General features: G+C 40.2%; 20 protein-coding genes. 17 read left to right on the top strand and 3 right to left on the bottom strand.

Going from position 1 to position 25,152, the window contains the following annotated elements; translation table 11 throughout:
• Positions 1-4 precede the first annotated feature (4 nt).
• Together glnD and map are read right to left on the bottom strand one after the other, a co-directional pair.
• A complete protein-coding gene (gene glnD, locus LG402_RS17050) occupies positions 5-2,650 on the bottom strand; it encodes a bifunctional uridylyltransferase/uridylyl-removing protein GlnD (RefSeq protein WP_227336981.1) in 2,646 nt (881 codons plus the stop codon).
• A gap of 154 nt (positions 2,651-2,804) precedes the next feature.
• Positions 2,805-3,602, bottom strand: coding sequence for a type I methionyl aminopeptidase (gene map / locus LG402_RS17045; protein ID WP_072070011.1), 798 nt, complete (start codon positions 3,600-3,602; stop codon positions 2,805-2,807).
• 598 nt (positions 3,603-4,200) lie between these two features.
• Here map and rpsB point away from each other — a divergent pair.
• The 17 genes from rpsB (at position 4,201) to accA (ending at position 23,745) form a co-directional block, all read left to right on the top strand.
• Complete coding sequence (gene rpsB, locus LG402_RS17040; RefSeq protein WP_036934040.1) at positions 4,201-4,926, top strand: 30S ribosomal protein S2; 726 nt, start codon at positions 4,201-4,203, stop codon at positions 4,924-4,926.
• Positions 4,927-5,061: 135 nt separating this feature from the next.
• Positions 5,062-5,913, top strand: a complete 852-nt coding sequence (gene tsf, locus LG402_RS17035) for a translation elongation factor Ts (protein WP_109409066.1) — start codon at positions 5,062-5,064, stop codon at positions 5,911-5,913.
• A 136-nt stretch (positions 5,914-6,049) separates the two neighbouring features.
• Positions 6,050-6,778, top strand: coding sequence for a UMP kinase (pyrH, locus tag LG402_RS17030; RefSeq protein ID WP_198623361.1), 729 nt, complete (start codon positions 6,050-6,052; stop codon positions 6,776-6,778).
• A gap of 112 nt (positions 6,779-6,890) precedes the next feature.
• The gene (gene frr / locus LG402_RS17025; RefSeq protein ID WP_166539365.1) at positions 6,891-7,448 is read left to right on the top strand and encodes a ribosome recycling factor; all 558 of its coding nucleotides are present in this window, start codon (positions 6,891-6,893) and stop codon (positions 7,446-7,448) included.
• Between the two features lie 191 nt (positions 7,449-7,639).
• Positions 7,640-8,833: a 1-deoxy-D-xylulose-5-phosphate reductoisomerase gene (ispC, locus tag LG402_RS17020; protein ID WP_166539364.1), complete on the top strand. Its 1,194-nt coding sequence runs from the start codon at positions 7,640-7,642 to the stop codon at positions 8,831-8,833.
• A 283-nt stretch (positions 8,834-9,116) separates the two neighbouring features.
• Positions 9,117-9,818 (top strand): polyprenyl diphosphate synthase, encoded by a 702-nt coding sequence (uppS, locus tag LG402_RS17015; RefSeq protein WP_208105101.1) that lies wholly within the window; start codon positions 9,117-9,119, stop codon positions 9,816-9,818.
• 1 nt (position 9,819) lies between these two features.
• Positions 9,820-10,683, top strand: a complete 864-nt coding sequence (gene cdsA / locus LG402_RS17010; RefSeq protein WP_166539363.1) for a phosphatidate cytidylyltransferase — start codon at positions 9,820-9,822, stop codon at positions 10,681-10,683.
• Positions 10,684-10,692: 9 nt separating this feature from the next.
• On the top strand, positions 10,693-12,045 hold the full coding sequence (rseP, locus tag LG402_RS17005; protein WP_109409061.1) for a sigma E protease regulator RseP: 1,353 nt from the start codon (positions 10,693-10,695) through the stop codon (positions 12,043-12,045).
• Between the two features lie 39 nt (positions 12,046-12,084).
• The gene (gene bamA / locus LG402_RS17000) at positions 12,085-14,493 is read left to right on the top strand and encodes an outer membrane protein assembly factor BamA (protein ID WP_227336010.1); all 2,409 of its coding nucleotides are present in this window, start codon (positions 12,085-12,087) and stop codon (positions 14,491-14,493) included.
• Between the two features lie 92 nt (positions 14,494-14,585).
• Positions 14,586-15,083, top strand: coding sequence for an OmpH family outer membrane protein (locus LG402_RS16995; protein ID WP_036934019.1), 498 nt, complete (start codon positions 14,586-14,588; stop codon positions 15,081-15,083).
• 3 nt (positions 15,084-15,086) lie between these two features.
• The gene (gene lpxD / locus LG402_RS16990) at positions 15,087-16,115 is read left to right on the top strand and encodes a UDP-3-O-(3-hydroxymyristoyl)glucosamine N-acyltransferase (protein WP_227336009.1); all 1,029 of its coding nucleotides are present in this window, start codon (positions 15,087-15,089) and stop codon (positions 16,113-16,115) included.
• 124 nt (positions 16,116-16,239) lie between these two features.
• Positions 16,240-16,692 carry a 3-hydroxyacyl-ACP dehydratase FabZ gene (gene fabZ, locus LG402_RS16985; RefSeq protein ID WP_006535887.1) on the top strand — a complete coding sequence of 151 codons (453 nt, stop codon included), beginning with the start codon at positions 16,240-16,242 and terminating at the stop codon, positions 16,690-16,692.
• A 3-nt stretch (positions 16,693-16,695) separates the two neighbouring features.
• Complete coding sequence (gene lpxA / locus LG402_RS16980; RefSeq protein ID WP_109409058.1) at positions 16,696-17,499, top strand: acyl-ACP--UDP-N-acetylglucosamine O-acyltransferase; 804 nt, start codon at positions 16,696-16,698, stop codon at positions 17,497-17,499.
• Positions 17,500-17,506: 7 nt separating this feature from the next.
• Positions 17,507-18,679, top strand: a complete 1,173-nt coding sequence (gene lpxB, locus LG402_RS16975) for a lipid-A-disaccharide synthase (RefSeq protein ID WP_166539360.1) — start codon at positions 17,507-17,509, stop codon at positions 18,677-18,679.
• The gene (rnhB, locus tag LG402_RS16970) at positions 18,679-19,269 is read left to right on the top strand and encodes a ribonuclease HII (RefSeq protein ID WP_006535883.1); all 591 of its coding nucleotides are present in this window, start codon (positions 18,679-18,681) and stop codon (positions 19,267-19,269) included. The genes lpxB and rnhB overlap by 1 nt, the downstream gene beginning before the upstream one ends.
• Positions 19,270-19,290: 21 nt before the next feature.
• Positions 19,291-22,773 carry a DNA polymerase III subunit alpha gene (gene dnaE / locus LG402_RS16965; RefSeq protein ID WP_227336008.1) on the top strand — a complete coding sequence of 1,161 codons (3,483 nt, stop codon included), beginning with the start codon at positions 19,291-19,293 and terminating at the stop codon, positions 22,771-22,773.
• Between the two features lie 12 nt (positions 22,774-22,785).
• Entirely contained in the window at positions 22,786-23,745 is a 960-nt protein-coding gene (gene accA / locus LG402_RS16960; protein WP_109409055.1) for an acetyl-CoA carboxylase carboxyl transferase subunit alpha, read from the top strand.
• Between the two features lie 48 nt (positions 23,746-23,793).
• On the opposite strand, the gene LG402_RS16955 is transcribed toward accA, so the two are convergent.
• A protein-coding gene (locus LG402_RS16955) for an IS3 family transposase (protein WP_227336007.1) occupies positions 23,794-25,004 on the bottom strand; the annotation gives its coding sequence in 2 pieces (ribosomal slippage) (positions 23,794-24,662 and positions 24,662-25,004; 1,212 coding nt in all).
• Positions 25,005-25,152 lie beyond the last annotated feature (148 nt).

Genomic DNA, 25,152 nt, shown 5'->3' with positions numbered 1-25,152 from the left:
GTTCCTATATTTTATCCTTTGAAACTAGGGCTTTTGTCAACCTTTCTACGACTTCATCCTTCATTTTTTGGTTTAATGCCTTATTTTCGCTATCGGTTAATACGAAGAAATCCTCAACACGTTCACCTATTGTGGTGATCCTTGCGCCATGTAGTGACAATGAAAGATCAGCAAAAACTTTACCAATAATTGCTAATAATCCTGGGCGATCTCGTGCAAATAATTCCATATAAGTGCGTTTATTATGATTAGACGCAACAAAGTTAATTTTTGTTGGAACATCAAAGTGGCGTAATTTTGCAGGCAGAGAACGTGTTTTCGCGTTGTTGTTATAAGGAGCTGATACAACTTGGATCAAAGCGTTGCGGATAGCATTATATCTATCAGTAGCTAGAGGCTTACCATTAGGCTCTAACACAATAAAGGTATCCATAGCCATATTATCGCGGTTAGTAAATATTTGTGCGTTATGGATGCTTAAATTACGTCTATCAAGTTCACCTGCAACGGAGGCAAAAAGAGAGGGTCTATCTGCGCACCAAATAAATATTTCTGTGCCACCATGTTCTGTTTGTTGGCTGATTAATACCATGGGATCAGCACTATTATGTTTAATTAAAGCAAGGGCATGCCATGCAATCTGTTCTGGTGTGTGCCGCAAAAAGTAATCGGCGTGACAACGCCCCCAAATTGCTTGCAATTTTTCTTCATCAACATGCTCTGTACGTAAAATAGTTAGTGCTTGCAAACGATGATGACGGATGCGTTCACGTAAATCAGGAATAGAATGCATACCTTGGCGTAATTGGGCTTCTGTAGATAGAAAAAGCTCACGTAATAAGCTCTGTTTCCAACTATTCCATAGACTACTGTTGGTTGCGCAGATATCAGCAACAGTCAAACATAAAAGGTAACGTAATCGACTTTCATTTTTTACTTCTGATGCAAATTGAAAAATGATGTCGGGATCTTGAATATCACGTCTTTGTGCTGTGACAGACATAAGTAAGTGATGACTAACTAACCATTCAACTAATGCTGATTCCCTTTGATTTAAACCATGTTGTTGGGCAAAGTGGGCAACATCTTGAGCACCTAGCACAGAGTGATCACCATGCTGACCTTTAGCTATATCATGAAAGAGTGCAGCTAAACGGAGCAATTCAAGCTGTGGCAGTTGTGGGTAAATATCAACACAGAGTGGGTGTTTTTCATGATTTTCTGGGGAACCAAAGCTTTCGAGCTTTTGTAAAACACGGATAGTGTGTTCATCAACAGTATAGGCATGGAATAAATCAAACTGCATTTGCCCTACAATGTTATTCCATTGTGGAAAATAAGCTGCGAGTACACTGTGTTTGTGCATAGGAATAAATGCACCAGAAACAGCATGAGGATGACGCAAAATCTGCATAAAAACTTGGCGTGCTAGTGGGTACTCACACAAAGGCTGAACTAAATGACGGCGCGCATAACGTAAATGGCGTAATGTTGTAGAATAAATTCCAGTGATCTCTTTATGCTCTGCCATACGCAAAAATAGGCGCATAATGGCGATAGGATCATCAAGAAAACAGCTATCATCGATAACATCAATCAAAGAGCCTCTTAGCTGGAATTCATTATCTAATGGTCGAGGTTTTACATTGGGTTGTAAAGCAAGGATGGCTTCATCAAATAACTGAAGCAGCATATCGTTTAACTCACTAACACGGCGAGTAACGCGATAATAATCCTTCATCATTTTTTCAACCGGCTGATTGCCTTCTCCTTGATAATTTAAGCATTGAGCAACGTTAAGTTGTCTATCAAATAGTAGGCGATTATCGTAGCGAGAAAGCACTAGGTGTAATGCAAAACGAATTTTCCACAGAGTGTATTGGCACTCTAGTAATTCTTGTCCTTCTGCGGGAGTTAAAAAGCCAAAGTTCACCATTTCTGAGATGGAGGTTGCACCAAAATGTCGATGAGCGACCCAAATTAAAGTATGAATATCGCGAAGACCGCCAGGGCTACTTTTAATATCTGGTTCTAGGTTATAGCTGGTACTATGAAATCGTTGATGTCTTTGTTTTTGTTCTTCTATTTTGGCTGCGAAAAAATCAGGTGATGGCCAAAATCCTTGGCTGAAAATATGATTAATTAACTGTTGATAAAGTGATTGATTACCACAAACCAAGCGAGCTTCTAGCAAATTTGTCGCTACCGTTAAGTCAGAGAGACCTTCTAAAAGACACTCTTCCATTGTTCTAACACTGACACCGATCTCAAGACGTACATCCCAAAGTAAGGTAATTAATTTACTGATTTTTTCGGCTATTTCTGGTGATAAAGCTGAATCACTTAAAAATAGAAGGTCAATATCAGAAAGGGGGTGTAGCTCTTCTCTACCATAACCACCAACAGCAATAATACTAAGGTCAGGATAATCAGATAATTGAGTATAACGCCATAATTGAGTTAAGAGTTGGTCAATGAAATGGCTACGGGCTTGAAGCAATAAAGTTACATCGACATTGTGGTGAAAAGCATCAGCTAACCAAGACTGAAATTGTTCTATAGATTGTTTTAGTTCAGTGTGATTTTGTGTGTTTTTCGTCAGCAAAAAAGGGGAAGGGGGCTGTGTTTGAAATACGTTATTAGTGGTCATCATTCGTCTTCTTACTCAATGTTTGCTTATAGCATTAAGACTAATGTTAAAACGATAACCTGACTAGCAATTCTGTTATTCCATTATAAATAAAATAAAAAAAGCGACACATCTCGAAAGAATATGTCGCCTTTACACTGTAAACTGAAGAGTATTATTCGTTAATTAAAACCGCAGAAATAAATGGTTCTTCTTCTTTGCGTAATGTCATGATTTCACAGCCGTTATCAGTAACGACTAAGGTGTGTTCATACTGTGCAGACCAGCCTCTGTCTTTGGTTTTAACAGTCCAGCCATCTTTCATTGTACGAATACGGTAATCACCAGTATTAACCATAGGTTCAATGGTGAATGCCATCCCTTTTTGTAACACCACACCACTATCATCTGCATCATAGTGGAGGACTTGTGGTTCCTCATGGAATCCTTCGCCAATACCATGGCCGCAGTATTCACGAACAACAGAAAAATCATGCCCTTCAACAAATTTTTGAATAGCTTTACCCAGTTCACGTAAGCGAATACCTGGTTTTACCATTTTAATTGCTAAATATAGGCTTTCTTGGGTGATGCGACATAAACGCTCACCTTGAATGGTCGGTTTTCCTACGATAAACATTTTTGAGGTATCGCCATGAAAACCGTCTTTAATAACAGTGACATCAATATTAACAATATCACCATCTTTAAGGATTTTTTCTTCGCTAGGAATTCCGTGGCAAATAACATCGTTAACAGAAATACAAACTGATTTAGGGAAACCATGGTAGTTCAGACAAGCAGGGATTGCTTGTTGTACATTAACAATATGTTCATGACAAATACGGTCTAATTCAGCGGTATTTACGCCAGGTTTTACGAAAGGTGCGATAATTTCAAGAACTTCTGCCGCAAGACGACCTGCGACGCGCATTTTTTGAATATCTTCTTCTGTCTTGATTACAATAGCCATTTGAGTTCTTCGTCTAGATTAAGGCCACAATACGCATGACATAACACAAGTTGGTTGTTTCATATTTTGTATTGCAGGTTAAATGAATGATGATGAGAAATAATTCTGATTACCATTTATGATATCAGCAGAAAGTAGGCATGCCAATAAAGAGGATGTGTGTAATCTGTCTAATATCGAGAATAATTACGAACATTACGCCTTCTGAATCTGATTGTCTTTACATATTGCGCTTTTCTCTTTGGCATTTTTTATAGAGATTTGATATTAGAGCAATATTCATAGTAATCACTTTAATAATCTCTTTTTTTCTCTATTTAATATCGCCAGTTTTATGTCAAATTCGCCATTATCAAACACAAGTAATAGTGGTTTCTTAAGGTTATTTATGGTATAAAGCGCGCCGGAGTTCTGTTATTGCATCACATCTAGAGCAGTAACAGTAAATCTGAACATTCAATTGTGTTAATTACACACACAAATCGGCACATAACGCCGGGGTGCTCTTATGTAAAGGTTAAACCTTTACAGCTGATGAGTCGGTCGTATGGGATTTGTGGACGAAATAACCCCAAATTTAAATTTATAGAGGTCTAAAATGGCAACTGTTTCAATGCGCGATATGCTGCAAGCCGGTGTTCACTTCGGTCACCAAACTCGTTACTGGAATCCAAAAATGAAACCATTCATCTTTGGTGCGCGTAACAAAGTTCATATCATTAACTTGGAAAAAACTGTTCCAATGTTCAATGAAGCTCTGGTTGAACTGAACAAAATTGCTTCTCGTAAAGGCAAAATCCTGTTTGTTGGTACTAAGCGCTCTGCCGTTGAAGCTGTTAAAGAAGCAGCAGAAAGCTGTGACCAGTTTTTTGTAAACCACCGCTGGTTAGGCGGTATGCTGACTAACTGGAAAACTGTTCGTCAGTCAATCAAACGCCTGAAAGATTTAGAATCTCAGTCTCAGGACGGTACTTTTGACAAACTGACCAAGAAAGAAGCGTTAATGCGTTCTCGTGAACTTGGTAAGTTAGAAAACAGCCTGGGTGGTATCAAAGACATGGGCGGTTTACCTGACGCTCTGTTTGTTATCGATGCTGAACACGAACACATTGCTATCAAAGAAGCAAACAACCTGGGTATCCCAGTATTTGCTATCGTTGATACTAACTCTGATCCAGATGGTATCGACTTCATTATCCCTGGTAATGACGATGCAATCCGTGCGGTTAAATTATATCTGACCGCTGCAGCTACAGCTGTTCGTGAAGGTCGTTCTCAAGATCTGGCTGTTCAGGCTGAAGAAGGCTTAGTCGAAGCTGAATAATAAGGCATGCTCGTAAGAGCCCTTATTTAACCAGGTATTGCTATATATTGGTTAGGGGGCCTCAATAGGCCCCCTTTACACATCTGCTATGAGAACATCTATGGCTAGTCCATAGAAAAGTCGAGGAAGAAACAAATGTCTGGAATTACCGCTGCATTGGTAAAAGAACTGCGTGAACGTACTGGCGCAGGCATGATGGAATGTAAAAAAGCGCTGGTTGAAGCTAATGGTGATATCGAATTAGCAATCGACAATATGCGTAAATCAGGTCAAGCAAAAGCGGCTAAAAAAGCAGGCCGTGTTGCTGCTGAAGGTATCATCCTTGCAGAAGTTGCTGCTGATGGTAAATTCGGTGCGCTGGTTGAACTGAACTGTGAAACAGACTTCGTTGCTAAAGATGCTGGTTTCATCGCTTTCGGTAAAGAAGTTATGGCTACTGTATTAGCAGACAAAACTGATGATATCGAAGCTCTGAAAGCTAAATTTGAAGAAGCTCGTACTGCATTAGTTGCTAAAATCGGTGAAAACATCAACATTCGTCGCGTTGCTGTATTAGAAGCTGAAGAATTAGGTACTTACCTGCACGGTGCTCGTATCGGTGTTTTAGTTTCAGCTAAAGGCGCTAACGAAGAACTGATCAAACACATTGCTATGCACGTTGCTGCAAGCAAACCAGAATATGTTCGTCCTGAAGATGTTCCTGCTGACGTTGTTGAGCATGAGCACCAAATTCAGATGGATATCGCAATGCAATCAGGTAAACCACGCGAAATCGCAGAAAAAATGGTTATCGGTCGCATGAACAAATTCACCGGTGAGATTTCTCTGACTGGTCAGCACTTCGTAATGGAACCAAGCAAAACTGTTGGTGAACTGCTGAAAGAAAACAATGCTGATGTTATCAACTTCGTTCGTTTCGAAGTAGGTGAAGGTATTGAGAAAGTTGAAGCTGATTTCGCAGCAGAAGTTGCTGCAATGAGCAAATAATAACGCTTAGCGTTAATAGAGCCGCCTAATGGCGGTTCTGTTTTGTTTTAATCTCCACTGACCGTTTGCTTTTTTTTGTTAAAAAGAGAAGCTATCTAAAACCTCCAATTAACTAATCTGCTTAGGACAGAACACCATGGCAACCAATGCAAAACCCGTATATCAGCGAATTTTACTAAAGCTGAGTGGCGAAGCTCTACAAGGCGCAGAAGGTTTCGGTATCGATGCGAGCGTACTTGATCGCATGGCTCAAGAAATCAAAGAACTCGTTGAATTGGGTATACAAGTCGGTGTCGTAATTGGCGGTGGTAACTTGTTCCGTGGCGCAGGTCTTGCGGCGGCAGGTATGAACCGTGTTGTGGGCGACCACATGGGAATGCTCGCGACAGTAATGAATGGCTTAGCAATGCGTGATGCATTGCATCGTGCTTATGTTAACGCACGGCTTATGTCAGCATTTCCACTAAATGGTGTCTGTGATAACTACAGTTGGGCGGAAGCAATTAGCTTATTACGCCATGGTCGAGTCGTTATTTTCTCGGCTGGTACAGGCAATCCATTCTTTACTACCGATTCAGCTGCGTGTTTACGCGGTATTGAAATTGAAGCTGACGTTGTATTAAAAGCAACGAAAGTGGACGGCGTTTATTCAGCCGATCCAACCAAAGATCCTGATGCAGTACTTTATGAACAACTAACTTATCAGGATGTATTAGAACGTGAATTGAAAGTCATGGATCTTGCTGCATTCACATTAGCCCGAGATCATAATTTACCTATCCGCGTATTCAATATGAATAAACCGGGTGCATTACGTCGGGTTGTAATGGGTGAAAGTGAAGGAACTTTGATTTCTCACGCTTAATACACAGAGACAACGGTATAATTTGGCGTTAACATCAAGAGTACGCCAATTCATTTATGTCGATATAGTTTGATATCGACTGGAAGATAACCAGTTCCCAAGGGTTTATAACGTGATTAATGAAATCAAAAAAGATGCTCAAGAACGCATGGATAAAAGCGTTGAAGCACTAAAAAGCCAGATTAATAAAGTTCGTACTGGTCGTGCGTCTCCAAGCCTTTTAGACGGTATTGTAGTGGAATACTACGGAGCGCCAACCCCATTAAACCAAGTTGCTAACGTTGTTGCAGAAGATGGCCGTACACTGGCAATTACGGTTTTCGACCGTACTTTAGCTCCAGCTGTCGAAAAAGCGATTATGGCATCAGATTTAGGTTTAAACCCTTCATCTGCTGGTACGATTATTCGCGTTCCACTGCCACCATTAACAGAAGAACGTCGTAAAGACCTAATCAAAGTTGTTCGTGGTGATGCAGAACAAGGCCGTGTTTCTGTTCGTAATATCCGTCGTGATGCTAACGATAAAATAAAAGCATTACTGAAAGATAAAGAAATCAGCGAAGATGATGAACGCCGTTCTCAAGATGACATTCAGAAATTAACTGACATGTTCATTAAAAAAATTGATGAAGCATTAGCACTGAAAGAAACAGAGTTAATGGAATTCTAATTTTATATCTTTTTTTGATAATGCCGCTTTTAGCGGCATTATTTTTGGTTATTTATTTGAAATTTCGTGCTTAATATCTTCTTTTTGTCACATTATTTATTAAAGTTTTCATCTTTCTCCCTCATTTACCTTGTCATACTGATATAATTCTCTTTAATTAAAACGTTGTAGACATACTGATTGATTAATAAATGAAACAAATAACTATATTAGGCTCAACAGGGTCTATCGGAACGAGCACACTTTCCGTTATTGAAAATAATCCTGGTGAATATCAGGTTCTTGCCCTAGCAGCAGGAAAAAATGCAAATAAAATGGCGCAACAATGTGTCACTTTTCAACCTAAATATGCTGTGATGTCTGATGAACAAAGCGCAAATCAGCTTAGACAGTTACTCGCCAATACATCCTGTAAAACAGAAATCTTATCCGGCTCCCATGCAATTAATGAGATAGCAGCACTCGATGAAGCTGATCAAGTCATGTCTGCGATAACCGGTGTTGCTGGACTAAAACCAACACTTGCAGCTATAGAGAAAGGTAAAAGAATTTTATTAGCCAATAAAGAATCACTGATAACCAGTGGGCGTCTTTTTTTTGATGCGGTGGCTAAATATGGTGCAACTGTATTGCCGATTGATAGTGAACATAACGCGATTTATCAAAGTTTACCTAAAGCTATCCAAGAAAATTTAGGCCATGCATCTTTAGCTGATGAAGGCGTGACCAGTATATTACTAACGGGTTCAGGTGGGCCTTTTCGTTATACCCCGTTAGAAGAACTAGAGGCAATGACGCCAGACCAAGCTTGTGCACATCCAAATTGGTCGATGGGGCGAAAAATCTCAGTTGATTCAGCAACAATGATGAATAAAGGGTTGGAATATATTGAAGCTCGCTATTTTTTTAATGCTTCAGAAGAAGAAATGGAAGTAATTATTCACCCTCAATCCGTTATTCATTCAATGGTTCGCTACCGTGATGGCAGTATTATTGCTCAAATTGGTGAACCTGATATGAGAACTCCGATTGCGTACTCAATGGCTTATCCTCATCGTACTCAATCAGGTGCAAAAGCATTAGATTTTTTTGAGATTCAATCGCTAGAGTTTATTCGTCCAGATTATCAACGTTACCCTTGTTTAGCACTTGCCATTGAAGCATCTAAGCGTGGGCAAGCGGCAACAACAGTGTTAAATGCGGCTAATGAAGTCGTTGTTGATGCTTTTTTACACGAAAAAGTGAAGTTTACTGATATTGCTAAAATTAATCGCAAAGTTGTTGAACATTTTGACCTATCAGAGCCTCAAAGTATTAATGATGTTCTAGAAATTGATAAATTAGCCAGATTAGAAACTCATCAGATAATCACTCAATTTGTATAATGGTGATTATATTTAATATAGGGTGTTTGTTCGTCTTTCTGGCTAATGGTATAGTTGCCGAATCACTAAAGACAATAATGAAAATTAACAGTTCATTACTAAAGCTACTGCTTTAGCAACTTTGAGGCTTTGCCAAAGGCCGTGGGTGACACGGTTTTTTTTTGTGCATGGGTTATCCGAAGAGGACTGTCTGTATCAGTATCAGATTAGCAAAGGGTTAAATTGAGTGAACTTATCCAGTGACGATTCATCCGCATCAAAACCAAAGCATGTTGCTATCATTATGGATGGCAATGGACGCTGGGCTAAAAAGCAAGGGAAACTCCGAGTAACGGGGCATCGCGCGGGAATTAAAGCAGTTCGGGATGCGGTTAGCTTTTCCGTAAAACACAAAATTGAATCACTGACGTTATACGCATTTAGTAGCGAAAACTGGAATAGGCCTGAGCAAGAAGTCAGTTCTCTCATGGAATTATTTGTCTTCGCCTTAGACAACGAAGTGAAAAGCCTACATAAACACAATGTTAAACTTACGGTTATCGGCGATATCAGTCGTTTTAGCCGTCGTCTACAAGACAGAATTAAAAATTCTGTTGCACTAACTGCGAATAATACAGGACTTAATTTAAATATTGCCGCTAATTACGGTGGACGATGGGATATTACTCAAAGCGTAAAACAATTAGCGACCTCTCTCTCAAAAGGAGAAATTAATCTCGAAGATATTAATGAAAATGCCATATCTTCACATCTTTGCTTGCATAATCAACCTTGTGTCGATCTTGTGATCCGTACAGGTGGTGAGCATCGCATAAGTAATTTTCTTATTTGGCAGATAGCTTATGCTGAGCTTTATTTTACACAGGTTTTATGGCCTGATTTTGATGAACAAGTTTTTCAGAATGCACTAGATGCTTTTGCTAAACGGGAAAGACGTTTCGGTGGTACTACATCAGAAACAGATACTATAAATCTGGGAGGATAACTTGCTTAAGTATCGTGTCATCACCGCATTAATTTTAATCCCTATTGTTATTGCAGCACTATTTCTACTGCCTCCGGCAGGTTTTGGGTTAGTGATTATTGCAATATCAGGCTTAGCAGGTTGGGAGTGGGCGCAATTTATTGGCTGGCATTCTCAAGGTAAACGTATTGCAACAGGGATGGGTTTTGCTGCATTGTTGTTAATTATGCAGTTATCTTTACCCAATTATGACCACCTACTCGACACTCCAATGATAAAAAATGGTTTGTGGGCTGGTTTAATTTGGTGGGTAGCCGCAATTTTATTAGTTGTAAGTTATCCTAATTCAGCCAATATGTGGAAAAATTCAGTTTTTATTAAGCTATTGTTCGGTATATTGACGATTGTTCCTTTTTATTGTGGCATGATGGCATTACGCATGTTGGGGTATAGCACTGATACTTACACAGGCGCATGGTGGTTATTGTATGTCATGATATTAGTTTGGGCTGCTGACTCTGGTGCTTATGCATTTGGACGCTTAATGGGGAAACATAAAATGGCCCCTAAAGTGTCGCCAGGTAAAACCCTTGAAGGGTTGGTTGGTGGATTGATTACTGCTGGTGTGGCTTCGTGGTTATTTACCCATTTTGCACCCGTAATTGAAGTTCCCAATAATTTATTATTAATATCAGGTGTTGTTGTCATTGTATCGGTATTTGGTGATCTGGCTGAAAGCATGTTTAAACGTGTTTCAGGCATAAAAGATAGTAGCCAATTAATACCTGGGCATGGTGGTGTGCTTGATAGAATTGATAGTTTGACTGCAGCTATCCCAGTTTTTGCAGGATTGGTCTTCCTGATTTCTTCTGGCTTTAAACTATAAAGGTAAGTAATGGGTATCCTGTGGAATCTTGCCGCATTTATTATCGTTTTAGGTATTTTGATTACGGTACATGAGTTTGGGCATTTTTGGGTAGCTAGGCGTTGTGGGATCTATGTTGAGCGTTTTTCTATAGGTTTCGGAAAAGCTATTTGGCGAAAGGTAGATAAACACGGCACTGAATTTGTTATCGCATGGATACCTTTGGGTGGCTATGTAAAAATGTTAGATGAACGTGTTGGTGAGGTTCCTCCTGAGCGACGTCATCTAGCTTTTAATAATAAAACGGTAGGGCAGCGAGCTGCCGTTGTTGCTGCAGGACCTATTGCTAACTTTTTGTTAGCAATCGTCGCCTATTGGATTGTTTTTATGATAGGTGTTCCTGCATTAAAACCTGTAATTGCAGACATTCGTCCGAATTCTATCGCAGAACAAGCAAAATTAACGCCTGGAATGGAACTAAAATCCGTTGCAGGTATCGAAACGCCTGATCAGAACTCAGTTCGTTTAGCATTAGTCAGTAAAATTGGTGCCAAAGAGGTTTCATTCGTTGTATCAGATCCAAATTCTCTCTCAGAGAGTGAGAATATACTGAATTTACAGCAATGGAATTTTGATCCTGAGAAACAAGATCCCATCTTATCTTTAGGGATTATGCCTGTTGGCGCGAGATTGGACTCGAAAATTGTTGAAGTAACGGTGGGTTCTGCTGCTGAAAAAGCAGGTTTACAGGCAGGGGATCGTATCGTTACAGTTGATGGTCAGCCAATTGATACATGGCATCCATTTACTTATTTTGTTCGACAAAGCCCAAATAAAACATTGGCGCTTCTTGTTGAACGCAATGGCTCGTCATTGGAATTAATGATTACACCGACAGCTATTGCACTGAAAGACGGCACTGAAGTAGGGCAAGTTGGTGCGCAATTACAAGTATTACCTCCTGATGAGCAATACTTGATAATGCAACAATACAACCCATTTTCAGCACTGTATGAAGCTTCTGATAAAACATGGCAGTTGATGGGTTTAACTGTCAAAATGATTGGCAAGTTAGTGGTTGGTGACGTCAAACTAACTAACCTTAGTGGACCTGTTTCTATCGCGAAAGGCGCAGGAATGTCTGCTGATTCTGGGTTTGTTTATTATTTGATGTTTATGGCGCTTATTAGTGTCAATTTGGGGATCATTAACTTGTTTCCCCTGCCTGTCTTAGATGGCGGGCACCTGCTTTTCCTGGTTATCGAAAAGATAAAGGGAGGGCCGGTATCTGAGCGTGTACAAGATTTCTGTTATCGTATTGGTATTATGGCACTGATGCTTTTAATGGGACTTGCACTTTTCAATGATTTCTCTCGCTTATAATTGGTAAGCAGGGACCGGTTAGGAAAACACAAAACAACGATGGCGATGAAAAAGTTGCTTATAGCGTCGCTGCTGCTGGGCAGCGCCACTGCATACGGTTCAGACGGATTCGTAGTTCAGGACATTCAATTTGAAGGTCTTCAACGCGTCGCCGTTGGTGCAGCATTACTGAACATGCCTGTCCGGGTTGGAGACTCGGTTAGCAATGATGATATCAGTCGAACAATCCGTTCGTTATTTGCGACAGGAAACTTTGATGATGTCCGTGTTCTACGTGACGGAAGTACATTAATTGTTCAAGTAAAAGAGCGTCCAACAATTGCCAGCATTACTTTCTCTGGTAACAAAGCAATCAAAGAAGATATGCTAAAACAGAATCTTGAGGCTTCTAATATTCGTATCGGCGAAACGCTCGACCGTACAATGTTAGCGAACATCGAAAAAGGGCTTGAAGATTTCTATTATAGTGTTGGTAAATATAATGCAACTGTAAAAGTGGTTGTTACACCTCTTCCTCGTAACCGTGTTGATTTAAAACTCGTGTTTGCAGAAGGTGTATCAGCAACAATTCAGCAAATCAACATTGTTGGTAATAAAGCGTTTTCTACCGCTGAGCTCGTTAACCGCTTCCAATTACGTGACGATGTGCCTTGGTGGAACTTAGCTGCGGATGAAAAATATCAGAAACAAAAACTAGCTGGTGACTTAGAAACATTAAGAAGTTTCTATCTCGATCGTGGTTACGCTCGTTTTGATATTGAATCAACTAATGTCAGCTTAACGCCAGACAAAAAAGGAATTTACATTACCATTAACCTGAAAGAAGGTGATAAATACACGGTAGAAAATACCGAAATCAATGGTAATACGGCAGGCTATACCAAAGATATTGAAGAGCTTATCCAAATTGCTCCAGGCTCTCTTTATAATGGCGCACAAGTGACTAAAACAGAAAATGATATTAAAAATCTGTTAGGTCGTTATGGATATGCCTATCCTCGTGTTATGACTAACCCTGAAATTAATGATGAAAATAAAACGGTTAAACTGCATGTAAACGTAGATGCAGGAAACCGTTTCTATGTTCGCCAAGTACGTTTCGCAGGTAATGACATCACGAAAGACTCTGTTTTACGCCGTGAAATGCGTCAAATGGAAGGTGCATGGTTAGGTAGCGATTTAGTTGAACAAGGTAAAGAGCGTTTAAATCGTTTGGGGTATTTCGAAACGGTTGAAACAGAAACGCAACGTATTCCGGGTTCACCTGATCAGGTTGATATTGTTTATCGTGTAAAAGAGCGTAACACAGGTTCTCTTAACTTTGGTGTCGGTTTCGGTACTGAAAGTGGTGTGAGCTTCCAAGTGGGGGTTACTCAAGATAACTGGTTAGGTACAGGTAACGCAGTCGCGATTAATGCGAGTAAAAATGATTACTCAACTTACGCAGAATTGTCTGTTACTGACCCATACTTTACCGTTAATGGTGTGAGTTTAGGTGGTCGAGTTTTCTATAATGACTTCCGTGCAAATGATGCTGATTTATCAGGTTATACCAATAAATCTTATGGTGTAGATGGTACGTTAGGCTTCCCAATTAATGAATATAACTCAGCCCGTCTTGGCTTAGGCTATACTCATAATGGTCTGTCACGTATGGAACCTCAGGTTGCTATGTGGCGTTATCTTGAAAGTATGGGTGAAAACCCAGGCTTTGATAAGCGTGAATCCTTTAATGCTGACGACTATACTGTCAGCCTGGGTTGGACCTTTAATAACTTAAACCGTGGTTTCTTCCCAACTTCGGGTGTGAGAAGTAACTTAAGTGGGCGTGTGACTGTACCTGGCTCTGACAACAAGTACTATAAAGTGACTTGGGACGGTATGGCGTATTATCCAATTGATGAAAAAGAATCTTGGGTAACGCTATTTAAAGGTCGTTTAGGCTACGGTGATGGTTTAGGTGGTAAAGAATTACCATTCTATGAAAACTTCTATGCGGGTGGTTCTGGTACAGTTCGTGGTTTCCGTTCAAATAATATCGGTCCTAAAGCGATTTATTTGAAAAAAGTTACAGACTCAAAAGGAAATACGACAATTGATCCTTCTTTATCTAGCGATGCAATCGGTGGTAATGCTATGGCCGTGGCAAGCTTTGAGCTGATCACACCAACGCCATTCGTAGATGATAAATATTCATCTTCAGTTAGAACGTCGGTGTTTGTTGATGCGGGTACAGTGTGGGATACCAATTGGAGTAGTACAAACTCTGCTTGGACTGCAGGTATGCCTGATTATAGCCGTGCAAGTGATATACGTGTTTCAACGGGTGTTGCGTTACAATGGTTATCACCGTTAGGTCCGTTAGTATTCTCTTATGCTAAACCAATAAAAGATTACGAAGGCGATAAATCAGAGCAATTCCAGTTTAATATTGGTAGAACGTGGTAGCGATGTAAGTAAGGTTGATGCCTGATTCACTTTGTTGAAAAAGGCATCCGATTTCTGACAAAAAATTATTTTTGGTTTTAAGGAGTTTAATCGTGAAAAAATTGTTATGTGCCGCTGCCCTAGGAATGGCATTGACCATGTCAGCAGGTGTTCAAGCCGCAGATAAAGTAGGTGTTGTGAACATCGGTCAAGTTCTCCAACAAATTCCTAACCGTGATGCGGTAGAGAAACAATTGGAAAATGAATTCAAATCACGTGATACTGAATTGCAAAACTTAGGTAAAGCATTACAGACTGCTGTTGAAAAATATCAAAAAGATGCACCAACCATGAATGCAACACAACGTGCAAATACAGAGAAAGATCTGGTTGCTAAACGTGAAGCATATGCACAAAAAGCACAAGCTTTTGAGCAAGACTTTAGCCGTCGTCAAGCTGAAGAACGTAATAAAATCATGAAACGTGTATTAGATGCAGTTGACGCAGTAGCGAAGAAAGAAGGTTATGATGTGATTTTAGATGCTAACACTGTACCTTATTTCGCAGACGGTAAAGATATTACTGCTCAGGTTCAAAAACAGGTTAAATAATAGATGTTTTCAATTCGATTAGCTGATCTTGCTCAGCAATTGAATGCACAGTTACACGGCGATGGTGATATCACTATCGCCGGTCTTGCTTCAATGAGCCTAGCAAATAGCGAACAAATTACATTTCTTTCTGATAGTCGTTATCGTGAGAAATTGACTGAATGCAAAGCAGCTGCCGTTGTATTAACAGAAGCTGATCTTCCATTCTGCCCAGTTGCCGCACTTGTGGTAAAAAATCCGTATCTTGCCTATGCTCAAATGGCGCAGATTATGGATACAACCCCACAACCAGCACAAAATATTCACCCAAGCGCTGTGATTTCTCCTGATGCTAAATTAGGAAAGAATGTGTCAGTGGGTGCAAATGCCGTTATCGAGTCAGACGTTATCCTTGGTGATAATGTTGTGATCGGTGCAGGTTGTTTTGTTGGTAAAAAAGCGCATATCGGCGATAATAGCCGTTTATGGGCAAATGTATCTATTTATCATGAAGTTATTATTGGTAAAGATTGCTTAGTTCAATCAGGAACAGTTATTGGCTCTGATGGTTTTGGTTATGCCAATGAACGTGGTAATTGGATCAAAATTCCACAATTAGGTTCTGTTGTTATTGGCGATCGTGTAGAAATCGGTGCATGTACAACAATTGACCGAGGCGCATTAGATAACACAGTTATCGGTAATGGTGTTATCATTGATAACCAGTGCCAAATCGCACATAACGTCATTATTGGTGACAACACCGCTGTTGCGGGAGGCGTCATCATGGCGGGCAGCCTAAAAATAGGCCGTTACTGTATGATTGGTGGAGCAAGTGTTATCAATGGTCACATGGAAATCTGTGATAAAGTAACGGTAACAGGAATGGGTATGGTAATGCGTCCTATCACTGAACCGGGAGTTTATTCTTCAGGTATCCCGCTACAACCGAACAAAGCATGGCGTAAAACCGCAGCACTTGTGTTGCGAATTGACGAAATGCAAAAAAGACTTAAGTCGCTTGAACGTCAAGTAGAAAGTAGCGACAAGTAACAAAGTACGTCATCGACGGTTGTTACCTATTTTGCGACCTGCGGGTTAACTCACTTTTTTGAGTCACAGCAGGTCGTGTTATTATTAATTAGACGCAGTTTTATTAGACAGGAAGAGTATTGCAATGAGTGAGAATCATACTCTGCAAATCGAAGAAATTTTAGATTTACTTCCACACCGTTACCCATTCTTATTGGTTGATCGTGTCCTTGATTTTGAAGAAAAGAAATTTCTAAGAGCAGTAAAAAATGTATCTTTTAATGAGCCTTTCTTTCAAGGTCACTTCCCAGGAAAACCTATTTTCCCAGGTGTATTGATCCTAGAAGCCATGGCACAAGCAACGGGTATTTTAGCATTCAAAAGTGTAGGAAAGCTGGAACCTGGTGAGCTCTACTATTTTGCTGCTATTGATGGTGCTCGCTTTAAACGTCCTGTCTTACCAGGGGATCAAATGATCCTAGAGGTAGAATTCATTAAAGAACGCCGTGGTGTTGCTCGCTTTAAAGGCGTCGCTAAAGTTGATGGGGAAATTGCCTGCGAAGCTGAAATGATGTGTGCTCGCCGCCGTGAGGTCTAGCCTATGATAGATAAATCCGCAGTCATTCACCCTTCCTCAATTATTGAAGAGGGTGCGGTAATTGGTGCTAATGTTCGCATTGGCCCTTTTTGCGTTATTGGTGCAAACGTTGAAATTGGTGAAGGTACTGATATCAAATCTCACGTTGTTATCAATGGGCATACGCGTATTGGTCGAGAAAATCAGATTTATCAATTTGCTTCTATTGGTGAAGCTAATCAGGATCTGAAATATCGTGGTGAACCAACACAAGTTATTATTGGTGATCGTAACCTTATTCGTGAAAGTGTGACTATTCATCGTGGAACAACCCAAGGTGGCAATATCACAAAAATTGGCAATGACAACTTACTGATGATTAATACGCATGTTGCACATGATTGTATTATTGGTGACCGCTGTATTATTGCTAATAACGGAACACTTGGTGGTCACGTCACTTTAGGTGATTTTGTGATTATCGGTGGTATGAGTGCGGTTCATCAGTTTTGTCAAATTGGCTCTCACGTTATGGTGGGCGGATGTTCAGGTGTGGCACAAGATGTTCCTCCTTTTGTTATTGCACAAGGAAACCACGCAACCCCTTATGGGCTGAATATTGAAGGATTAAAACGCCGAGGTTTTGCTAAAGAAGATCTTCATGCAATTCGCAATGCTTATAAGGTTCTTTACCGTAATGGTAAAACTCTGGAAGAAGCACGTGAAGAGATTGGGCAACTGGTTACTGATAATAATAATCCGTATGTTAAGTTGTTCAGTGATTTTCTGGAAAACTCAGCAAAATCTAACCGTGGCATCATTCGCTAATTAGGATATGACCTTGTCAGGCCAATTATCTACTGTTCAGCGTCCGTTAGTTATCGGCTTAGTCGCTGGTGAAACGTCCGGTGATATCTTGGGCGCGGGATTAATCCGCGCTCTAAAACAAATGCATCCCAATGTCCGTTTTGTCGGTGTTGCAGGGCCTCTTATGCAAGCTGAAGGCTGTGAAGCTTGGTATGAGATGGAAGAGCTTGCCGTCATGGGGATCGTTGAAGTTCTTGAACGCTTGCCTAGATTATTAAAGATCAGAAAAGATCTCACTCAACGATTTTCAGCATTAAAGCCGGATGTCTTTGTGGGAATTGACGCGCCTGATTTTAATATCACACTTGAAGGTCGTTTAAAGCAAAAAGGGATCAAAACTATTCACTATGTCAGTCCATCTGTGTGGGCTTGGCGTCAAAAACGTGTTTTCAAAATTGGTAAAGCGACAGATCTCGTCTTAGCTTTTCTGCCTTTTGAAAAAGCGTTTTATGATAAATATCAGGTTCCTTGCCGTTTTATTGGCCATACAATGGCGGATGCAATCGCTTTAAATCCAGATAAAAAAGCAGCTCGTAAACATCTTGGTATACCTGAAAATGTCTCTTGTTTAGCTCTCCTTCCTGGTAGTCGTCATGCAGAAGTTGAGATGTTGAGCGCTGATTTTATAAAAACAGCACAGTTACTAAAACAACAAATACCAACACTTCATATTGTTGTGCCTCTGGTGAATACTAAACGACGTATTCAATTTGAGCAGATCCACCAAGATATCGCTCCTGAACTCGACATTCAGTTACTTGATGGGCAAGCAAGAGAAGCAATGACAGCCAGTGATGCGACGTTGTTAGCGTCAGGTACAGCAGCATTAGAATGTATGCTGACAAAATGCCCGATGGTTGTTGGCTATCGCATGAAACCATTTACTTTTTGGTTAGCAAAAAAGTTAGTGAAAACACCTTATGTTTCATTACCCAATTTATTAGCTGGTCGAGAAATAATTAAAGAGTTATTACAAGAAGAGTGTGAGCCAAGAGCGTTGGCAGAACAACTTTTACCTCTTTTAACGGATGAAGAAAAAGTACATCAATTAAAAGAAGTATTTTCACAACTTCATAGTGCTATTCGTTGTAATGCGGATGAGCAAGCAGCAAATGCAGTATTAGAATTGGCAGAGAAATAATGGAATTTGTATATCCAAAAGCAAATCTTATTGCTGGAGTTGATGAAGTCGGCCGGGGACCTCTGGTTGGTGCTGTAGTGACGGCCGCTGTTATTCTTGATCCGGCAAACCCGATTGAAGGATTAACAGACTCTAAAAAACTAACAGAAAAAAAACGTAATGCCTTGTATGACGAAATAAAAGAAAAAGCATTATGTTGGGCAATTGGTCGTGCAGAGCCTGAGGAAATAGATGAGTTAAATATTCTTTGGGCAACGATGAAAGCAATGGAACGTGCGGTTGCAGGATTATCTATTACACCTGATATGGTTTTGATTGACGGTAATCGCTGCCCTAAATTACCTATGGCTTCTCAAGCTGTTATAAAAGGTGATAGCTTAGTTCAAGAAATTAGCGCAGCGTCTATTCTTGCTAAAGTCACTCGTGATAGAGAAATGGAAGAGTTAGATAAGCTTTACCCTGATTATGGTTTTGCTAAACATAAAGGGTATCCAACAGTTTTCCATATGGAAAAACTGGCCTTATTAGGGGCAACCCCTTATCATCGAAAAAGTTTTGCGCCTGTAAAACGAGCATTAAATTTAAAGTAATCCACAGAGTAATTAAATATTATGGCAGATCCTCGTTTTATCCATCTTAGGGTACACAGCGATTATTCAATGATCGATGGATTGGCAAAAACAGGGCCTCTTGTGAAGAAAGTGGCTTCGCTGGGAATGCCTGCTTTTGCGATTACTGATTTCACTAACTTATGTGGGTTAGTGAAGTTTTATGGTGCCGCACATAGTGCAGGCATTAAACCTATCATTGGTGCCGATGTTTACCTCGAAACAGAATTATTAGGTGATGAATATGCACACCTCACTATTCTTGCCCGTAATAATGTAGGTTATCAAAATCTTACCTTACTGATTTCAGAAGCTTACAAACATGGGTATGGTGCTGCTGGGCCGATTATTAAACAAGAGTGGCTAACAACCTATAAAGAAGGGCTCTTGTTGCTTTCGGGTGGAAGAATGGGCGATGTAGGCAAGTTCTTGCTTCGTGGAAATCGTGCCTTAGTTGATCAATGTCTTGAGTATTATCAAACTCACTTTCCTGATAGTTATTATTTAGAACTTATCCGAACTGGTCGCCCTGACGAAGAAAGCTATTTGCATGAAGCTGTAGCTCTCGCTTCTGAAAAAGGTTTACCCGTTATTGCAACGAATGACGTCTGTTTTCTTGATAGTGATGATTTTGACGCACATGAAATTCGCGTTGCAATCCATGATGGGTTTACACTCTCAGATCCCAAGCGTCCAAAAAATTATAGCCCTCAGCAATATATGCGCACAGAAGAAGAGATGTGTGAATTATTTGCTGATATACCTGAAGCATTAGAAAACAGCGTTGAAATCGCCAAACGTTGTAATGTTACCATTCGTTTAGGGGAATACTTTCTTCCTCAATTCCCAACAGGGGATATGAGTACTGAAGATTTTCTCGTTAAAAAATCTCAAGAAGGTTTGGAAGAGCGTTTGGCTTTTCTGTTTCCAGATCCCGAAGAACGAAAAAAAAGACGTCCTGAATACGATGAACGTCTTGATATAGAGCTAAAAGTAATCAACCAGATGGGATTCCCTGGTTACTTCCTTATCGTGATGGAGTTCATTCAGTGGTCTAAAGATAACGGTGTTCCTGTAGGGCCGGGACGAGGTTCGGGGGCTGGATCATTAGTTGCTTACTCACTCAAAATTACTGACCTTGATCCTCTGGAATTTGATTTACTTTTCGAACGTTTTCTTAACCCTGAACGTGTTTCAATGCCTGACTTTGACGTCGATTTCTGTATGGAAAAACGCGATAGGGTAATTGATCACGTTGCAGATATGTATGGTCGTGATGCGGTATCTCAGATCATTACATTTGGTACGATGGCGGCAAAAGCGGTTATCCGAGATGTTGGACGTGTTTTAGGACATCCTTACGGTTTTGTCGATAGAATTTCGAAGCTTGTACCGCCTGATCCTGGAATGACGCTAGAAAAAGCATTTGCAGCAGAACCTCAGTTACCTGAAATTTATGAAGCTGATGAAGAGGTTAAATCTCTTATTGATATGGCTCGTAAATTAGAAGGGGTGACACGTAATGCCGGAAAACATGCGGGTGGTGTAGTTATATCACCAACAAAAATTACCGATTTTGCGCCGCTTTATTGTGACGCAGAAGGAAATAACCCAGTTACACAATTTGATAAGAATGACGTTGAATATGCAGGTCTTGTCAAATTCGACTTCTTGGGATTAAGAACACTCACTATCATTAACTGGGCATTAGAAATGATTAATGCCCGCCGTGAAAAAAAATCACTGGAACCTATTGATATCTCTGCGATCCCATTAACAGATCAGCGTAGTTTCGATATGCTGCAACGTTCTGAAACGACCGCGGTATTCCAGTTAGAATCACGTGGTATGAAAGATCTTATCAAGCGTCTACGTCCTGACTGCTTTGAGGATATGATTGCGTTAGTGGCCTTATTTCGCCCAGGTCCATTGCAATCAGGTATGGTGGATAACTTTATTGACCGTAAACACGGCGTTGAAGAGATCTCTTATCCAGATGTTAAATGGCAACACGAGAGCTTGCAGCCTGTTTTAGAACCTACCTATGGCGTTATCTTATATCAAGAACAGGTTATGCAAATTGCGCAGGTTCTTGCTGGATATACGCTGGGTGGCGCGGATATGTTACGACGCGCAATGGGTAAGAAAAAACCTGAAGAGATGGCAAAGCAGCGCTCTGTATTTGAAGAAGGGGCTATCAAAAACGGTGTAGATGGCGAACTTGCCATGCGGATCTTTGACTTGGTGGAGAAATTTGCCGGTTATGGATTTAATAAATCGCACTCAGCTGCTTATGCTTTAGTTTCTTATCAAACGTTATGGCTAAAAGCCCACTATCCTGCTGAATTTATGGCTGCTGTAATGACGGCTGATATGGATAACACAGAAAAAGTGGTGGGATTAGTTGATGAATGTTGGAGAATGGGATTAAAAGTTCTTCCTCCTGATATTAATAGTGGTTTATATCATTTTCACGTAAATGATGAAGGTGAAATCGTTTACGGTATTGGTGCGATTAAAGGAGTGGGTGAAGGTCCAATTGAGGCAATCGTAGAAGCGCGTCAGCAAGGCGGCCACTTTAAAGATATTTTTGATCTCTGTGCTAGAACAGAAACGAAAAAATTGAATCGCCGAGTGATGGAAAAACTGATAATGTCAGGCGCATTCGATAAGCTAGGGCCTCATCGTGCCGCATTGATGTCTTCATTAGAAGATGCATTAAAAGCTGCTGATCAACATGCCAAAGCTGAAGCAATAGGGCAATCAGATATGTTTGGCGTGTTAGCAGAAGCTCCTGAACAAGTTGAGCGTTCTTATGCCAATATACCTAAATGGCCAGAACAAGTTGTTTTAGAAGGTGAGCGAGAGACATTAGGTTTATATTTAACAGGTCATCCGATCACACGTTATTTAAAAGAAATTGAACGATATGCAGCAGGAACGCGTCTAAAAGATTTAGTACCAACGCCACGCGGTCAAATGGTGAAAGTCGCGGGCTTAGTGCTCGCTTCTAAAGTATTTACGACAAAACGAGGAAATCGAATTGGCATATGTACCTTAGATGATCGTTCAGGTCGCTTAGAAATTATGTTATTTTCTGATGCATTGGACAAATACCAACATTTATTAGAACAAGACAAGATTTTAATTGCTACTGGGCAGGTCAGCTTTGATGATTTCAATGGTGGGCTTAAAATGACAGTCCGCGAACTTATGGATATCAACGAAGCCCGTGAAAAATATGCACGAGGACTTGCTATCTCATTATCAGACAGGCAAATTAATGAGCAATTATTAAATCGTCTTCGCGGCGTTTTAGAACCTCATCGTTCAGGCACGATACCGGTTCATCTTTATTTTGAAAAGCATGATGCCTGCGCACGTTTACGATTTGGTGCGTCTTGGCGTGTAACGCCAACTGATATGCTTTTAACAGATCTGCGAACTCTGCTGGGTAATGAGCAGGTAGAATTAGAATTTGACTAAAATAGGAATGTTATGAGTCTTAATTTTCTGGATTTTGAACAGCCAATTGCCGAGTTAGAAGCGAAAATTGATTCGCTAACCGCAGTTAGCCAACATGATGAAAAAATTGATATTAATATCGATGAAGAAGTTTCACGCTTAAGAGAAAAAAGCCTAGAGCTAACGCGTAAGATTTTTTCTGATCTTGGTGCATGGCAAGTTGCACAACTTGCACGTCATCCATTAAGACCCTACACACTGGATTATATTCATCGTATCTTTACTGATTTCCAAGAATTAGCAGGCGATCGTGCTTATGCTGATGATAAAGCGATTGTGGGTGGTATTGCACGTTTAGATGGCCGTCCTGTTATGGTTATTGGTCATCAAAAAGGGCGTGAAACAAAAGAGAAAATCCGCCGTAACTTCGGTATGCCAGCACCGGAAGGTTATCGCAAAGCGCTTCGTTTAATGGAAATGGCACAACGTTTTAATCTTCCTATTATCACCTTTATCGATACTCCAGGTGCTTATCCAGGCGTTGGTGCAGAAGAACGTGGTCAATCAGAAGCGATCGCACGTAACCTACGTGAAATGTCACGTTTTAGCGTGCCAATCATCAGCACTGTCATTGGTGAAGGTGGTTCTGGTGGTGCATTAGCTATTGGTGTGGGTGACAAAGTGAATATGTTGCAATACAGCACCTATTCTGTTATTTCACCAGAAGGTTGTGCTTCTATCCTTTGGAAAAGTGCAGACAAAGCACCATTAGCGGCAGAGGCAATGGGAATTACTGCAAACCGCTTAAAAGAGCTTAAGCTGATCGATAACGTTATTTCTGAGCCTTTAGGTGGCGCTCATCGTCACTATGACGAAATTGCAGCTTCATTAAAAGCACAAATCCAATCTGATTTAAAAGAATTAGATGCATTTGATTCAGAAGAGCTGACTAATCGCCGTTACCAACGTTTAATGGAATACGGTTATTGCTGATCTCGTGATATTTGAATATGACTAGTCCTGATATAGGTTGACAACTTTTCAGGCATAAGACGCTCGATGTACTTCATCGGGCGTTTTATAGTTTAACGATAAGTGTGGCCGTTTTTCATTATAGAGTTGAATTGATTCTTCTACTAATTTTCTTGCTTGTTCTAGATTACTCGGTTTTATCAGTAGATACTCCATTTTTAATATTCCATTAATTCGTTCTGCTAAGGCATTTTGATAACAATCATACCCATCAGTCATAGAACATTGAATATTATGCTCTTTATGTATCTCCTGATATTCCGAAGAACAATACTGTATCCCTCGATCTGAATGATGGATTAACGAAGTTGTCGAAGTCCGTTTTTTTAACGCCTGAACCAACGATTTCTTCACTGAACTTGTTTTCATATTGTTATCTAAATGATATCCCACGATTTTTCGTGAATACGCATCCGTAATTAAACTTAAATAAGTATCACCTTCATGCGTCGATAAATAGGTAATATCTGCCACCCAAAGCTGTTCTGGTTGTGTGGGGATAAACCCTGACTTAATTAAATTAGGATGCCGATGAAAACGATGATGGCTTAAGGTTGTTCGATGATAAGCCCGTTTATTAGGCACCAGTAACTGATGTTCTTTCAATAAAGAAAATAGCCGATCACGACCAATAACCATCTGTTTTTGCTTTAAAATAAAATGTAATTTACGCCCACCCAGTCGAGGTTGTAAGACTCGTTCAGATTTAACAACATCAATAATGGCCGAATCTGCTTTCTTTCGTTCCTCAGTTCTATCCAGCCTCTTGTAATAAGCCTGTCGGCTGATCTGCATAAAACGGCAAGCAATTGTTACGGTGAGGTTTTTAACCGTTTTTTCTTTAATAACTCGGCTTTGCGCTTTTTTGACAAACGAACTCCAAAGTCTCTATCCATGACTTTAACCACAGCTTCGAAAAAATCGGATTTAAGCCGAGCTTCTTCAAGTTCCTTTTCAAGGATCTTAATGCGTTGTTCCGGCGTTTGTTGTTCAGAAGATTGGGTCATAGCTGAACCTCTATAAAAAGTATCAGGGGTACCGTTTGACCAATCTAACCTACCATGCTTACGAAGCCAAACTAAAACAGTAGAGCATCCTTGTATACCATAGTGATCTTGGGCTTGTTTATAGGTTATTTCGCCTTTTTCAACTTGGTCAACAAGCTGTAATTTAAAAGCGAGAGAATAATCGCGTTGAGTTCGTTTAGTGATTGGTTTCATTACATTCTCCAATTTCAGATTGGAAAAGTGTCAACCTTATTTAGGACGGGTCAATAAATTCTAATAAGCCTCATGTTGATTACATGGGGCTTTTTTATTGGTCCATTTTAAACTATCTCTATCGAAACAATTAGAATTTGTGATATTA

The sequence above is a fragment of the Proteus sp. NMG38-2 genome (genome assembly GCF_020640995.1).
Lineage (GTDB): Bacteria > Pseudomonadota > Gammaproteobacteria > Enterobacterales > Enterobacteriaceae > Proteus.
The sequence above is the reverse complement of the archived record's forward strand: the minus strand, read 5'-3'. Positions and strand labels throughout refer to the sequence as shown.